12 protein-coding genes are annotated in these 15046 nt (G+C 62.7%); 6 read left to right on the top strand and 6 right to left on the bottom strand.

The features are described 5' to 3' along the window. Nucleotides 1-265: 265 nt before the first annotated feature. Nucleotides 266-1165: a LysR family transcriptional regulator gene (locus tag VF672_RS06270; protein WP_331102591.1), complete on the bottom strand. Its 900-nt coding sequence runs from the start codon at nucleotides 1163-1165 to the stop codon at nucleotides 266-268. Nucleotides 1166-1264: 99 nt separating this feature from the next. On the opposite strand from VF672_RS06270, the gene VF672_RS06265 reads away from it, so the two are divergent. Next, nucleotides 1265-2131 (top strand): aldo/keto reductase family oxidoreductase, encoded by an 867-nt coding sequence (locus VF672_RS06265; protein ID WP_331102589.1) that lies wholly within the window; start codon nucleotides 1265-1267, stop codon nucleotides 2129-2131. Between the two features lie 1123 nt (nucleotides 2132-3254). Here the strand turns inward: VF672_RS06265 and yghU are convergent. Continuing rightward, a complete protein-coding gene (gene yghU / locus VF672_RS06260; protein WP_331102586.1) occupies nucleotides 3255-4094 on the bottom strand; it encodes a glutathione-dependent disulfide-bond oxidoreductase in 840 nt (279 codons plus the stop codon). Nucleotides 4095-4167: 73 nt separating this feature from the next. Next, complete coding sequence (locus tag VF672_RS06255; protein WP_331102593.1) at nucleotides 4168-5880, bottom strand: amidase; 1713 nt, start codon at nucleotides 5878-5880, stop codon at nucleotides 4168-4170. 570 nt (nucleotides 5881-6450) lie between these two features. On the opposite strand from VF672_RS06255, the gene VF672_RS06250 reads away from it, so the two are divergent. Continuing rightward, entirely contained in the window at nucleotides 6451-7338 is an 888-nt protein-coding gene (locus VF672_RS06250) for a DMT family transporter (RefSeq protein WP_331102584.1), read from the top strand. 18 nt (nucleotides 7339-7356) lie between these two features. On the opposite strand, the gene VF672_RS06245 is transcribed toward VF672_RS06250, so the two are convergent. Then, nucleotides 7357-7791 (bottom strand): GNAT family N-acetyltransferase, encoded by a 435-nt coding sequence (locus tag VF672_RS06245; protein WP_331102582.1) that lies wholly within the window; start codon nucleotides 7789-7791, stop codon nucleotides 7357-7359. A gap of 681 nt (nucleotides 7792-8472) precedes the next feature. On the opposite strand from VF672_RS06245, the gene VF672_RS06240 reads away from it, so the two are divergent. The 3 genes from VF672_RS06240 to VF672_RS06230 all read left to right on the top strand — a co-directional run bounded on the left by VF672_RS06240 (nucleotide 8473) and on the right by VF672_RS06230 (nucleotide 11502). Next, the gene (locus VF672_RS06240; RefSeq protein ID WP_331102580.1) at nucleotides 8473-9204 is read left to right on the top strand and encodes a GntR family transcriptional regulator; all 732 of its coding nucleotides are present in this window, start codon (nucleotides 8473-8475) and stop codon (nucleotides 9202-9204) included. A gap of 96 nt (nucleotides 9205-9300) precedes the next feature. After that, nucleotides 9301-10590, top strand: coding sequence for an MFS transporter (locus tag VF672_RS06235; RefSeq protein ID WP_331102577.1), 1290 nt, complete (start codon nucleotides 9301-9303; stop codon nucleotides 10588-10590). 66 nt (nucleotides 10591-10656) lie between these two features. Next, entirely contained in the window at nucleotides 10657-11502 is an 846-nt protein-coding gene (locus VF672_RS06230; RefSeq protein WP_331102575.1) for an amidohydrolase family protein, read from the top strand. Between the two features lie 31 nt (nucleotides 11503-11533). On the opposite strand, the gene VF672_RS06225 is transcribed toward VF672_RS06230, so the two are convergent. After that, nucleotides 11534-11995, bottom strand: a complete 462-nt coding sequence (locus VF672_RS06225) for an Hsp20 family protein (protein ID WP_331102573.1) — start codon at nucleotides 11993-11995, stop codon at nucleotides 11534-11536. A 248-nt stretch (nucleotides 11996-12243) separates the two neighbouring features. Here VF672_RS06225 and katG point away from each other — a divergent pair, with 248 nt between their 5' ends. Beyond that, nucleotides 12244-14514, top strand: a complete 2271-nt coding sequence (gene katG / locus VF672_RS06220) for a catalase/peroxidase HPI (RefSeq protein ID WP_331102571.1) — start codon at nucleotides 12244-12246, stop codon at nucleotides 14512-14514. 123 nt (nucleotides 14515-14637) lie between these two features. Here katG and VF672_RS06215 read toward each other — a convergent pair. Further along, nucleotides 14638-15046 (bottom strand): TolC family protein (locus VF672_RS06215; RefSeq protein ID WP_331102569.1); only part of this gene is annotated, 409 nt, incomplete at its 5' end.

Below are 15046 nucleotides of genomic sequence, written 5' to 3'. Positions count from 1 at the left end.
CAATCCACCATGGTTTATGTAGACCACGCTGGCGTGACCCACACCCTTGACTACACCATCATGGGCTACGGTCGTCAAAATGGTTGATCGCCAGTGCCCTGGCGGCTTCAACTACAAACGCTACAAAAGAAACGCTGCATTGAATGCAGCGTTTTTTTTTGCCAATTTTTTATAGTTTTTGAACTTTCGTTATTTATTTCTCTATGAATGCGCTTCGTGGGCGCATGTATCCAAGTCATTCACTGTGAGTCGGGTTGGATAAACGTCAAGCGCGCTGCTGGATAAAGTCCACGAACGCTCTCAAGGGTGATGGCACATAACGTCGCCCCGGGTAATACAGAAAAGGCCCGCTGAATATTGGCCACCAGGTTTCGAGCACCGGCTCCAGTGCGCCGCTGTTCAGGTGCGGGCGCAACCAGTCTTCGAACAGCGAGACGACTCCCAGACCGTCTATGGCGGTCTGCACGGCAAGGTCGATCGCGCCGCCGATTCGCACGATCAAGGGGCCTGTGGGTTCGACGCGGACCGCTTCGCCGTCGCGCTCGTATTCCCACAAGGGTATTGATCCGCTGGGGAACTTGCCCCGCAGGCAGCTGTGGTTGAGCAGGTCCCGCGGATGTTCAGGCCGGCCTCTTGCGTTCAGATACGCAGGCGATGCGGCCGTCGCGAAACGCTGAACACGCGGCCCGATGGGCACGGCGATCATGTCCTGTTCCAGGCGCTCGTCGTAGCGGATGCCAGCATCGCAACCGGCCGCGAGCATGTCGACAAAGCTTTCTTCGGCGACCACTTCCATACGGATATCCGGGTGCGCTTGCAGAAAGGGGGTGATGATCGCTGGCAAAATCAGGCGCGCCGCGCTGACCGGCACATTGAGCCTGAGGGTGCCCGAGGGGCGATCGCGGAAATCATTGACCACGTCCAGCGCCGATTCGACTTCGCCGAGGGCCGGGACGATCCGTTCCATGAGGCGCGCGCCGGCTTCCGTCGGCACGACACTGCGCGTGGTGCGGTTGAGCAAACGCACGCCCAGACGCGACTCCATGCGTCGAATCGCGTCGCTGAGGCTTGAGGCTGACTTGCCACTCAGCCGCGCCCCTTCACGGAAACCGCCCGCATTGACCACGGCCACGAAGGCCAGCAAATCTTGAATGTCTGTCGCCATTGTCCGCTCACTCGTACAACCCGTGCCGATTGCACCTGATTATCAACGCATCGGTCAACGCCTATAGTCGCCTCACACCCACGAACGAGGCGTCACCCCATGAGCCAGGCCAGCACAGCAGGACACTTTTCATTCGGCGGCCGAACCGTCAACCGCATGGGCTACGGCGCCATGCAATTGGCCGGGCCGGGCGTATTCGGCCCGCCAAAGGATCATGCTGCGGCAATCGCCGTGTTGCGTGAAGCGCTGGCCGCCGGGGTCAACCATGTCGACACCGCCGACTTCTATGGCCCTCACGTTACCAACCGACTGATCCGTGAAGCCTTGCACCCGTACGCTGATGAGCTGTTGATCGTCACCAAGGTCGGCGCATCGCGCGGCGCCGACGCGTCGTGGAATCCCGCCAACAGCCCGGCGGAGTTGGTGAGTGCGGTACACGACAACCTGCGCAATCTCGGCATGGAAGCGTTGCACGTGGTGAACTTCAGGGCATGGGGCACCGGGCATGCGCCGGATGAGGCATCGATTGCAGAGCCTTTCAGCGCGCTGGTCGAGTTGCAGCGCCAGGGGTTTATTCAACACCTGGGCCTGAGCAATGTCAGCGCCAAACAGCTGGCCGAGGCGCAGAACATTGGCGAAGTGGTGTGCGTCCAGAACCACTACAACCTGGCGCACCGCGACGACGAGCAGATGATCGCCGAGCTCGGGAAGCAGGGCATTGCCTACGTGCCGTTCTTTCCACTTGGCGGGTTCACGCCGTTGCAATCCACCGCCCTCTCTGACATTGCCAAGCGCCTGGACACCTCGCCGATGTGCGTGGCGCTGGCGTGGCTGCTGCAACGCGCGCCGAACCTGCTGCTGATTCCGGGCACCTCCTCGGTGGCGCATTTGCACGAAAACCTCTCGGCCGCCGAGCTGGTGATCCCCCCGGCGATGCTCGCCGAGCTGGACGGGCCGGGCGCCTGATCCTGGGTTGTCAGCCTAGGGAATTTATGTGGCGTCACGACTGACGCCTTCCCGGCTAAAGCCGGTCCCACTGGATAAGCGCGGTTCCTATGGATGAATGGAGTCCACAGGAAGAATGCGGCATATGTAGGACCGGCTTCAGCCGGGAAGAGGCCGGTGTGAGCACCACAAGATCTGCGACGTCACTACTGACGCTTTCCCGGCTAACGCCGGTCCCACTGGATGAGCGTGGTGCCTATGGATGAATGCAATCCACTGAGACACGCCGCGTTTTTGTGGGACCGGCTTCAGCCGGGAAGAGGCCGGTGTGAGCACTGCAAGATCTGCGGCGTCACGACTGACGCCTTCCCGGCTAAAGCCGGTCCCGCTGGATGAGCGCGGTGCCTATGGATGAATGCAATCCACTGAGACACGCCGCGTTTTTGTAGGACCGGCTTCAGCCGGGAAGAGGCCGGTGTGAGCACTGCAAGATCTGCGGCGTCACGACTGACGCTTTCCCGGCTAAAGCCGGTCCCACTGGATGAGCGCGGTGCCTATGGATGAATGCAATCCACTGCAAGAACGCGGCATATGTAGGACCGGCTTCAGCCGGGAAGAGGCCGGTGTGAGCACTGCAAGATCTGCGGCGTCACGACTGATGCTTTCCCGGCTAAAGCCGGTCCCACTGGATGAGCGCGGTCCCTATGGATGAATGCAATCCACTGACACACGCCGCGTTTTTGTAGGACCGGCTTCAGCCGGGAAGAGGCCGGTGTGAGCACCACAAGACTTGCGGCGTAGCAACTGACGCCTTCCCGGCTAAAGCCGGTCCCACTGGATGAGCGCGGTGCCTATGGATGAATGCAATCCACTGAGACACGCCGCGTTTTTGTGGGACCGGCTTCAGCCGGGAAGAGGCCGGTGTGAGCACCACAAAATTTGCGGCGTCACGACTGACGCCTTCCCGGCTAAAGCCGGTCCCACTGGATGAGCGCGGTGCCTATGGATGAATGAATCCACCGCAAGAACGCGGCATATGTAGGACCGGCTTCAGCCGGGAAGAGGCCGGTGTGAGCACCGCATGATCTGCGGCGTCATGACTGACGCTTTCCCGACTAAAGCCGGTCCCACACGTTGGCGGGGCTCAATCCAGGTCTGAGGCGTCGTGCCGTTCCGGCACCTGTGTCGCTTCGTCGCCCCAGGTCCGGTTGACCCGCGTGCCGCGAATGACGGCGGGCCGTTGCGCGATGGTTTCGGCCCAGCGCTGCACATGGGTGTATTCATGTGCCGCGAGGAATTGCGCGGCGCCATACACCGTGTTGCGCACCACTTGTCCGTACCACGACCAGACGGCAATGTCGGCGATGGTGTAGCTGTCGCCAGCCAGATATGGGCTTTCGGCCAGGCGCCGGTTGAGCACGTCCAGCTGGCGCTTGGCTTCCATGGTGAAACGGTCAATCGCGTATTCGAACTTTTCCGGGGCGTACACATAAAAGTGCCCGAAACCGCCGCCCAGGTAAGGCGCGGCGCCCATCTGCCAGAACAGCCAGTTCAACGTTTCGGTGCGGCCGGCCAAATCCTTGGGCAGCAGCTCGCCAAATTTTTCCGCCAGATAAAGCAGGATCGAGCCGGATTCGAACACGCGAATGCCCGGTTCAACGCTGCGGTCCAGCAGCGCGGGGATTTTCGAATTGGGGTTGATGTCGACGAAGCCGCTGCCGAACTGGTCCCCGTCGCCGATGCGAATCAGCCAGGCGTCGTACTCGGCGCCGCTGTGGCCAAGAGCGAGCAGCTCTTCCAGCAGAATCGTCACCTTGATGCCGTTGGGCGTGGCCAGTGAATACAGCTGCAACGGGTGCTTGCCCACCGGCAGGACTTTCTCGTGCGTCGGCCCTGCCGTCGGGCGGTTGATGCTGGCGAACTGGCCGCCAGAGGGCGCTTCGTGTGTCCACACCGTGGGCGGAACGTAGGGTGCCTTGCTCATTGAACACATCTCCTGAGGGTCAGTTTTAGCGTGAAGGGTCGAGGCACGCTGGCCTCAACCTTTTTTACGGTGATCAGCGGGCTGATGACAACGGCGGCGTGCGTGGCGGAATCAGCCGCTGGCTGCCGATGGACTCGAACGCCGAAGCAAAGCGCAGCAGGGCGTTGTCATCATAAGCGCGGCCGGCGAAAGTCAGGCCTACCGGCATGCCAATGTCGGCCATCACGCCCATCGGCACGGTGACGGTGGGCACGCCCAGATGGCGGATCGCGAGGTTGCCGTTGGCGACCCATACGCCGTTGCTCCAGGCGATGTCCGCCGAGGACGGGTTGACGTCGGCATCGGCCGGGGCAACGTCGGCCACGGTCGGGAACAATACCGCATCCAGCCCGAGCTGCTGCATCCAGTCTTCGAGGTCAATGCGGCGCGTATGTTCCAGCCCGCGCAGACCGTCGGGCAGCGTGTCGATCCGGTCCCACGGCGTAATGCCGCGTTTGGCCATGTTCACGTATTCGTCCATGCCGGCGGCCAGATCGCCCTCGCGGTTGGGCAGGGTGCCGGGGTCGTGAGGGAAAATCAGCGGGCCATTGACGTCGGCCAGGCGGTTCAGTTTCGGATCGCCGTTGGCCTGCAGAAAATCATCGAAGGCCCAGGCAGTGAGGTCCCACAGCTCGTGATGCAAAAACGCCTGGGAGACGATGCCGCGGTTGTACACCGTCGGCGCGCCGGGACGGTCGCCTTCGCAGTTGGAGACCAGCGGGAAATCCACCTCGATCACTTCAGCGCCCTGGGCTTCAAGTGCCTGGCGCGCCCGTTCCCAGAGGTCGATCACCGACGCGCGGGTGATGATGCGCTGGCCGGTGGGGCCGCCAATGCCGGGCGCTTCGGAAGTACCCGCTTCGGGGTCGGCATTGATGTACATGCGCGGCACACCGAAGCGTTTGCCCGCCAGGGTTTGCGGGCTTGCAGCGAGCGCGGCATAAGAAGCCGGGCGCACAGCGTCGACGGCGGGAATGGGCACCCATGGCTGCAGGCGCCACAAGTCGCCGCGTCGGTCGGGATCTTCAGCAACGACCACGTCCAGCACCTCAAGCAGGTCGGCCATGGTGCGGGCGAAAGGCACGACCACGTCCATGGTCGGCGTCAGGGGCCAGTTGCCGCGCACCGAAATCACGCCGCGCGACGGCGTGTAGGCGCACAGCCCATTGTTGGAGGCGGGGCCACGGCCACTCGACCAGGTCTCTTCGGCCAGCCCGAACGCAGCGAAGCTCGCTGCCGTCGCGGTGCCGGCGCCGTTGGACGATCCGGACGCGAACGGCGCCGTCAGAAAATCCGCGTTATAAGGGCTTTCGGCGCGGCCATAAACCCCGCGCTGCATGCCGCCATTGGCCATCGGCGGCATGTTGGTCTTGCCCAGACAAATCGCGCCGCCGGCCCGCAGCCGTTCGATGGTGAACGCGTCGCGCTGCGCGACCAGCTCGGCAAACGCCGGGCTGCCCGAGGCGGCCGTGAGGCCCTTGACCAGATAGCTGTCTTTGGCGGTGTAAGGAATGCCGTCGAGGGGGCCGAGGGTTTCGCCCCGCGCGCGACGCTCATCGCTGGCTTGCGCTTCGGCGAGTGCCTGGGGATTGCGGACCACCACCGCGTTGAGCGCGGTGGGTGTGTCGGTGCCGTCATAGGCGTCGATTCGGGCCAGGTAAGCCTGGACCAGCTCGACAGCGGTGGTCTGACCCGCTTCCAGCGCCACACGCAATTGCGCGATGGAGACTTCAGTAACTTCGATCATGACTGCACCCGGCAGGCGCAGATCAATGGATGGGGGAGGGATGAACAGCGTGTCTGAAGAAGAGTGGGCATATCGCTTCCCGTTGCGCGGCAGGACCAGGCCTGGTGTGAGTGCCGACTGCCGGGTGGCGGTGCCACGCAGGCTGAGTTCGGCAGGCGGTATTGGTGTGGCCCACATTATGCCTCCGCTGCGCCGTTGTCGCGAGGTCTGAGCGGGTGCGCTTCATGGAGCAGGTTCGAGAGATTCCGGACACGTCTGATAGCGAAAGGCTTACACGTCGTCGGGGGATCTCGCCCTGTACAGCCAAGCGCTGCAGGCGCAACATTGGCTCCATCAAGTGAAGCGCCGGATGTGCTTCACAGGTCAAGGATGATCCACCATTGCCGGGACGGCTGCTGACAGGATGTTGGAATGGTGTTGATAGAAAAGAACCCGCTCAGGCGGGTTTTTTATTGCCTGCAATAAAGTGCGGCATGCGTCGGGGTTGTTTATGAGAACTGTCGTTCGACGACTTCCCAAGGCATTTTTTGTGGTTAACTCCTGCGCATCATTTTCGTAGCAGGCTTTGCAATGACTCCCCCTCAAGGTGCTCACCGGCAGGTCATCGGCATGTGGTTGATGGCGGGCGTGGCGCTGATGTTCGCCAGTCATGACGCGATTTCCAAGACACTGATCTTTTCGTTGCCGGTGATTTTCGTGGCGTGGGCCCGCTACCTGGTCCACTCCACCCTGGTCACCACGGCGCTGCTGCGCAACGGCGGCGCGAAGGTCTTCCATACACGCCGGCCCTGGCTGCACTTGCTGCGCGCGGTGGTCCTGCTCGCCGACAGCCTGTCCTTCCTGTTTGGCCTGACCCACGTGCCGATTGCCGAATCCACTGCGCTGGTCTTTCTCGCGCCGGCGTTCGTCACCATCCTGTCGCCGCTGATGTTTGGCATTAAGGCTGACCGCTGGCAGTGGCTGTCGGTGCTGCTCGGGTTTGTCGGCGTGTTGGTGATCATCAACCCGGCCAGCGATGCTTTTTCGTTGTGGCTGCTGTTCCCCCTCGCCACCGCGCTGTTCTTCGCGCTGTACCAGCTGCTCACGCAACGGGCGGGGGAGACCGACAGCCCGGCGGTGTGCAGCTTCTACGTCGGCGTGTTCTGCACCCTGATCCTCAGCGCCATCGTGCCGTTCTACTGGGCCGAGCCCGACTGGCGGCAGATTGGATTGTTGATGGTGCTGGGCGGTCTGGGGCTGTGCGCACATTTTCTGATGGCCAAGTCTTATCGCTACGCGTCGTCGTCAGTGCTCGCACCGTTGGGTTACCTGCAAATCATCTTCGCGGTCGCCTACGGTGTGCTGCTGTTCGGCAACTTCCCGGGCACCGCGTCGGTGGTTGGCATCGGCCTTATCTTGCTCAGCGGCCTGATGGTCTACGCCCGCCGCCAGCCGGTGGCGCCTGTCAGCCAAGGCTGATCGGAGTTTATCCCGGCATCACGCGTTTTCATTGCCGGGGCGGGTGAAGGAGAAGCGATCGATATCACGCCGCAACTGCCAACCCTGGTTGACCCAATGGGCCGCCCCTGCGGGGTTGGTCTTGAGCACGTCGATATGGCATTTGTTAATGCCAACGGCCTCCAGACTGGCCAGGCAACGTTCGACCAACGCTCGGCCAATGCCCTGCCGCCGATACGCTGGCAGCACCAGCAAGTGCTGCAAATACCCGCGACGACCGTCATGGCCCGACATGACACAGCCACAAATTGCAGAATCATCCTGCGCCACGAAACTCAACCCGGGGTTGCGCAACAGGTACCGCTGCGTCGACTCGCGGGAGTCCGCGTCTCGCAACGAAATACCCGGCGTGTCTCGCATCAGCTGGGTGATGGCGTCGTAATCGTTCAGAGTCATGGGGCGAATGGTGGGCATGATCGGCGCCTGACGCAGAGAGAGGGGAGGCAGCGTAGCAGCGCGATTGCAGCGTCGCCATGGGGCGATTTGAACCCGAGTCTGTAGATACCGCCTTGCTGAGGGCCGTGATCGGACGAAGGCGTTGTGTCAGCTGATACCTGTGTATCTGACCGACTGCGTTCGCCAGCAAGCCGGCTCCGTTAATAGAGGTGCGTCAGCAAAAACGCGACGAGGCTGAAATCCTGAGGTGACGTCGTGCATCCCGCCATCTGATCCGTTTTTATAAGACCCACCTGAATCTGTACTGAAACAGCCGCGCCGCGCACAATCCGAACAGATCCGGCCGACCCATCGAGCCCGACCGGACGCTCTTATCCGGCTCGAATGAGCTGAAGCCCAGCTCACCTAGGAGACACCATGGCCAAGCTCGCCATCTTCCTGTTCGGCTTTCTCGCGCTCACCCTCATGATCGGGGCGCTGGCCACCATCTCGCCGGTCTGATCACCTCGCTTGACCCACCCCAACGGCAGGATGCGCTCTGCCGTTTTCGCGTTCCCCTGCACATTGGGTCAACCAGACCGACTCCCCACCATTTGTCCGCCAACCCCCACCGCCACCCTTGACGCCTATTTGTAACGGGACAATACTCAGCGCAGATTCATATAGATGACTGCATAAATACAACAGCGAAGCGCCTCCATGAACCGACTTTCCAGCGATGTCCGCTTGCCGCTCTACCAACGTCTGCGTGACCAACTCGCCGAGCAGATCGCCAACAACCGCTGGCGTCCGGGCGAAGCCATCCCCACCGAAGCCGCACTGTCCAGCGAGTACTGCCTGTCCACCGGCACCGTGCGCAAAGCCATCGACATGCTGGTCAGCGAAAACGTCCTCGAGCGCCAGCAGGGTCGTGGCACCTTCATTCGCCGGCCGCAGTTTCAGTCCTCATTGTTCAGGTTTTTCCGCTTTCAAAGCGTCTCCGGTGAACGTCAGGTACCAGAAAGCCGGATCCTTTCCATCGAAGCCGTCAGCGCTCCGTCGGCCGTCTCCCATGCCCTTGGCCTGCCGCTGGACGCGCCGGTGATTCGCCTGATTCGTTTGCGATTGCTCGATGCCCAGCCGGTCCTCGCCGAAGAAATCTGGCTGCCCCAAATGCAGTTTCAGACCCTGCTGGAAATCGACCTGAGCCGCCAGGGCCCGTTGCTCTATCCCATTTACGAAGAGCAATGCGGCCAGGTGGTGGCCTACGCCGAAGAGACCCTGACCGCCGAAGCCATCAGCGAGCCGCACGCCCGCCTGCTGCAAGTGCCGGTCAACAGTCCGGTGGTGGTGATCGAGCGCCTGGCGCGCAACTACGCCGGGCAACCGCTGGAATGGCGCCGCTCGCGCGGTCATGCCAGTCATTTCCGCTACAGCGTCGACATTCGCTGAACGCGCCGTCGGCGCCCCATGCCCGAACGCTGCACCCAAGCCCGTCACTCAGAACGGGCTCTACATCTGCCGATTCACCCTTATAAGGATAAAAACATGTTCAATTGGTATCGCCACGTCACCCCTCGGGAGCGCAAAACGTTCTGGGCCTGCTTCGGCGGATGGTCGCTGGACGCCCTCGAAGTGCAAATGTTCGGCCTGGCGATTCCGGCGCTGATCGCCGCGTTCGCCTTGACCAAGGGCGACGCAGGCCTGATCAGTGGCGTGACCCTCATCACCTCGGCCTTGGGCGGCTGGGTCGGCGGCACGCTCTCGGACCGCTACGGTCGGGTGCGCACGCTGCAATGGATGATCCTGTGGTTCTCGTTTTTCACGTTCCTGTCGGCGTTCGTCACCGGCTTCAGTTCGTTGCTGATCGTCAAGGCCCTGCAGGGCTTCGGCATCGGCGGTGAGTGGGCGGCGGGCGCGGTGTTGATGGCTGAAACCATCAACCCGAAATACCGCGGCAAGGTCATGGGCACCGTGCAGAGCGCGTGGGCGGTGGGCTGGGGCCTGGCGGTCGGCGTGTTCACCTTGATCTATTCCTTCGTGCCTCAGGACATGGCCTGGCGTGTGATGTTTCTGGTCGGCCTGCTGCCTTCGCTGCTGATCATCTGGGTGCGCCGCAATGTCGAGGAGCCGGACAGCTTCCAGCGCCTGCAAAAAGAAAACGCTATTCCGCAGAGCTTTTTCAAATCCCTGGCCGGCATCTTCCGCCCGGAACTGCTGCGCGTGACGCTGCTGGGCGGTTTGCTCGGCCTTGGCGCCCACGGCGGTTACCACGCGGTGATGACCTGGCTGCCGACGTTCCTGAAAACCGAACGCAACCTGTCGGTGCTCAACTCCGGCGGTTACCTGGCGGTGATCATCGTCGCGTTCTGGTGCGGCTGCATTGCCAGCGGCTTTCTCATCGACCGTATCGGGCGTCGGCTGAACATCGTGCTGTTCGCGCTGTGCTGCGTCGTCACCGTGCAGTGCTACGTGTTCCTGCCGCTGACCAATACGCAGATGCTGTTTCTGGGGTTCCCGCTGGGCTTCTTTGCGGCGGGCATCCCGGCCAGTCTGGGCGCGCTGTTCAACGAGCTCTATCCCGCTGACGTGCGCGGAGCGGGCGTGGGCTTCTGCTACAACTTCGGCCGCGTGCTGTCTTCGGTGTTTCCGTTCCTGGTCGGCCACATGAGCGAGTCGATGTCGCTGGGGTCGGCCATCGGCATCGATGCCGGGATCGCCTATGGCGTTGCCGTGATCGCCGCGTTGTGCCTGCCGGAAACCCGCGGTCGCAGCCTTGAGGGCGGCGCCGCGGCAGCACAGGACACAACCCGTCGCAACGAAGCCGCCAGCGCCTGATGTTTCCCTGCGCGGCGGCTTGGCCCAGGCTTCAAGGCGCTGCGCGATTTTTGATAGATGAGACCCATGCCCAAGACTTTTCCCGCGTCGATGCCTGGCATCGACGGCCACGCCCACGTCTTCAGCAGGGAGCTGGATCTGACCGCGGCAAGACGCTACTCGCCGGACTACGACGCCACACTGGCGATGTATCAGCATGAACTCCACACCCATGGGCTCAGCCATGGCGTGCTGGTGCAACCGAGCTTTCTCGGGACCGATAACAGCTACCTGCTCGACGCCCTCCGGCAAGCGCCGGACCAGCTGCGCGGCGTGGTGGTGGTGGACCGCGACATCAGCCGCGCGGCGCTGGAGGAGATGGACCGGCTGGGCGTGGTCGGCATCCGCCTGAACCTGATGGGCAAGGCGCTGCCGGATTTTTCCGCGCCGCCGTGGCAGACCCTGTTCAGGCACATTGCCGAGCTGGACTGGCACGTCGAGCTGCATCGCCCGATCGCGGACATGCCGGGGCTGATACATGCATTGATGCCCTCCGGCGTGAAGATCGTGCTCGACCATTTTGGCCGTCCGGATGCCCGTCTCGGGCTGGATCAGCCCGGCTTTCAGGAAACCCTCGCGCTGGCGCAGGGTGGCCAGCTCTGGATGAAAGTGTCGGGCATTTACCGCCTTGAAGGCGATGACCGGCAGAACCTGACCTTTGCCCGCGCTGCGCTGCCACTGCTGATGCAAAGCTTTGGCGAGCAGCGCCTAGTGTGGGGCAGCGACTGGCCGCACACCCAGCATGAAAAGCGGGTGAGCTACGGCAGCGTCGTCGAGCAACTGCAGGCGCTGGGCTGCCCGGAAAAAGCGATGCGCTCGTTGCTCGTCGAAGCACCGCAGATGCTGTTTGATTTCGCGTCGATCGAAGCCTGATCCGGCGAAATCGTGGGCCTTGCCCGTGGGATCACGGCCGGCTGATGTGCGGCCGGTCGGGCTCGTCCCCGGGGCTGTGAATCATGATCCTTCGGGCTTTGGTCCCCTGAGGCTCGACGCGAAGCAGGAAGACGATCAGCAAGCCGTTTTTGAAGGTCGCGCCCTGGACCTCGATGTGATCGGCCAGATGGAATACCAGCCGGAACGGTCCGTGGGCGATGCCCTGGTGCAGGTAGGTGACGCCGCCATCGGTGAGCGCTTCGCCCCCGCAAACGGTCAGCACGTTTTTTTCCAGCGTCAAGTCAAGATCGGCCGCGGCGAGCCCTGCCGTCGCGATTACGATCCGGTAATGATCGTTGCCGTAGCGTTCGACGTTATGCGGCGGACCGCTGGCGTTAATCCCGCTGTGCAGCGCTGACTCGAAAAAGTCATTGAAGCGATCAAAGCCCACTGATTGCCTGAACAGCGGGGCCAGTGAAGCGGTGGTGACCATGCCTGGATCTCCTTGAGATTGCCACGGTGATCAAGACGCCAACCGGCGTCGTCTCTGTTCCTACAGTTAGGCTCAAGCCTGCGTAAATACAAGCACCGGCGTTAAATACTCGGCTAACAGCATTGCTCTATCGTGGCCCAAGTATTTGCCTATTAGACGGCCGGCCCGTGTCGGCTAGGCTTGTGCGAGTGCTAGCCTGGGCCGGTTCGCTGACGGCCAGAAAAAGTAAACAAAAAGGTGAGTCGACCATGTCAACCGAATCGAAATGTCCGTTCAACCACGCAGCAGGAGGCGGAACGACAAACCGCGACTGGTGGCCGAACCAGTTGAACCTCAAGATCCTTCATCAGCACTCCTCGTTGTCTGACCCGATGGGCGAGGGCTTCGATTACGCCACCGCGTTCAAGAGCCTCGACGTTGCCGCCGTCAAACGCGACCTGCTGGAGGTCATGACCCAGTCGCAGGACTGGTGGCCGGCGGATTTCGGCCACTACGGGCCGCTGTTCGTTCGCATGGCCTGGCACAGTGCGGGCACCTATCGCACCGGGGACGGGCGTGGCGGTGCAGGGGCCGGGCAGCAGCGTTTCGCGCCGCTCAACAGCTGGCCTGACAACGTCAACCTCGACAAGGCCCGCCGCCTGATCTGGCCGGTGAAACAAAAGTACGGCAACAAGATTTCCTGGGCCGACCTGATCGTGCTCACCGGCAACGTGGCGCTGGAATCCATGGGCTTCAAGACCTTCGGTTTTTCCGGTGGGCGTGCCGACGTCTGGGAACCGGACGAAGACGTGTACTGGGGTGCTGAAACCACCTGGCTGGGCGGTGAAGACCGCTACGGCGCGCACAAGGACATGCAACAGCCCGGCGAGGGCACGCTGGTTGCCGAACCCGAGCATCACAGCGAAGAACAGACCCGCACCGCCAACGGCGAGCGCAATCTGGAAAACCCGCTGGCCGCGGTGCAGATGGGCCTGATCTATGTGAACCCGGAAGGTCCCGAGGGCGTGCCGGACCCGGCGGCGTCGGCGCGGGACATTCGCGAGACGTTCGGCCGCATGGCCATGAACGATGAAGAGACCGTCGCTCTGATTGCTGGCGGCCACGCCTTCGGCAAGACCCACGGTGCCGGGCCCGCTGACAATGTCGGTGCTGAACCGGAAGCGGCCGCCCTCGAGGAACAAGGGCTGGGCTGGCGCAGCAGCTATGGCTCCGGCAAAGCCGGCGACGCCATCACCAGTGGCCTGGAAGTGACCTGGACGTCGACGCCGACCCAGTGGAGCAACGAGTACCTGGAGAATCTGTTCGGCTTCGAATGGGAGCTGACCAAGAGCCCGGCCGGGGCGCATCAGTGGAGGCCGCAAAACGGCGCTGGCGCAGGCAAGATTCCCCATGCCCACGACCCGGCCAAGCGTCAGGAGCCGCGCATGCTGACCTCTGATCTGGCCCTGCGTGTGGACCCCGCTTACGAGGTGATCTCTCGACGCTTTCTGGAAAACCCCGATCAGTTGTCCGATGCGTTCGCCCGTGCCTGGTTCAAGCTGACCCACCGGGACATGGGGCCGCTGGCCCGTTATCTCGGCCCGGAAACGCCTGCTGAGGAGCTGCTCTGGCAGGACCCGATTCCCGAGGTCAACCATCCGCTGGTGGACAGCAACGATGTCGCCGCCTTAAAGGACAAACTCGTCGCCTCCGGGCTGTCGGTCCCGCAACTGGTGTCCACTGCCTGGGCGGCGGCGTCGACGTTCCGTGGCTCGGACAAACGCGGCGGTGCCAACGGCGGTCGCCTGCGTCTGGCCCCGCAGAAAGACTGGGCGGTCAACCAGCCGGCCAACCTGGCGGTCGTGCTGGAAACGCTGGAGGGTATTCGCAGCGAGTTCAACAGCGCTCAGGCGGGCGGCAAACAGATTTCACTGGCTGATCTGATCGTGCTTGCCGGCAGCGTGGGTGTCGAACAAGCGGCAAAAAATGCCGGCCACTCCGTCACGGTACCGTTCCGCCCGGGCCGCGTTGACGCGTCTCAAGCGCAGACCGACGTCGAGTCGTTTGGGTTTCTTGAACCCGTCGCCGACGGTTTCCGTAATTACCTCAAGGGCCGCTACCGGGTTTCGGCAGAGAAGCTGCTGGTCGACAAAGCGCAACTGTTGACCCTGACGGCGCCGCAGATGACTGCTTTGCTGGGCGGCCTGCGGGTTCTGGACATCAACGCCGGACACAGCCAGCACGGCGTGCTGACTGACCGCCCGGGCACGCTGACCAACGACTTCTTCAAGAACCTGCTGGACATGGGCGTGGAGTGGAAGGGCGTCTCAGGCGGCGACGAGCTGTTCGAAGCCCGTGACCGCAGCACCGGCGCTGTCAAATGGACCGGTACGCGGGTCGATCTGGTGTTCAGCTCACACGCTCAGTTGCGCGCCGTGGCCGAGGTGTACGCCAGCGCCGACGGGCAAGAGAAGTTCGTCGGGGACTTCGTCGGCGCATGGAGCAAAGTGATGGAGCTGGACCGCTTCGATCTTGCCTGAGGCCAGGCATCTTTAGCCTTCGGCGCGTCATGACTAACGCCTCCCTTGTGGAGGCGTTGTTTTTTCTCCACTGAAATCATGCTCGAAGCAGCGCTCGTGCATCGCCTGCGGTTCTCCGGCACTTCACCCGCTTTTCCACCCCCCACCCAACGCCGCCATCAGCGCAACGCTGGCTTGCAGCCGGTCGCTCTCGACCACCTGCAACCGCCGCTGTGCCTGAAGCGCCGATGTTTGCGCGGTCACCACATCCAGGTAACTCGCCGCCCCGGCCTGATAGCTGTTCATGGCCATCTGTTCAGCGCTCTGCGCGGCATTGACGGCGGCCTGCTGGTCCGCGGCTTCGCGCCGCAAGTCGCGCAACTGTCCCAGATTGTCTTCCACCTCGCGCACCGCCTTGAGCACCTGGCTGTGGTAGTGCGCGGCGGCTTCTTCGAACTCGGCGTGGGCCTGACGTTCGTTCGCGCTGCGGCGGCCGCCGTCGAACACCGGCAGATTGATCAGCGGCCCCAGCGCCCAGTAACGATTGGCCGCA

It is taken from the genome of Pseudomonas sp., assembly GCF_036387035.1.
GTDB lineage: Bacteria > Pseudomonadota > Gammaproteobacteria > Pseudomonadales > Pseudomonadaceae > Aquipseudomonas.
The sequence above is the reverse complement of the archived record's forward strand: the minus strand, read 5'-3'. Positions and strand labels throughout refer to the sequence as shown.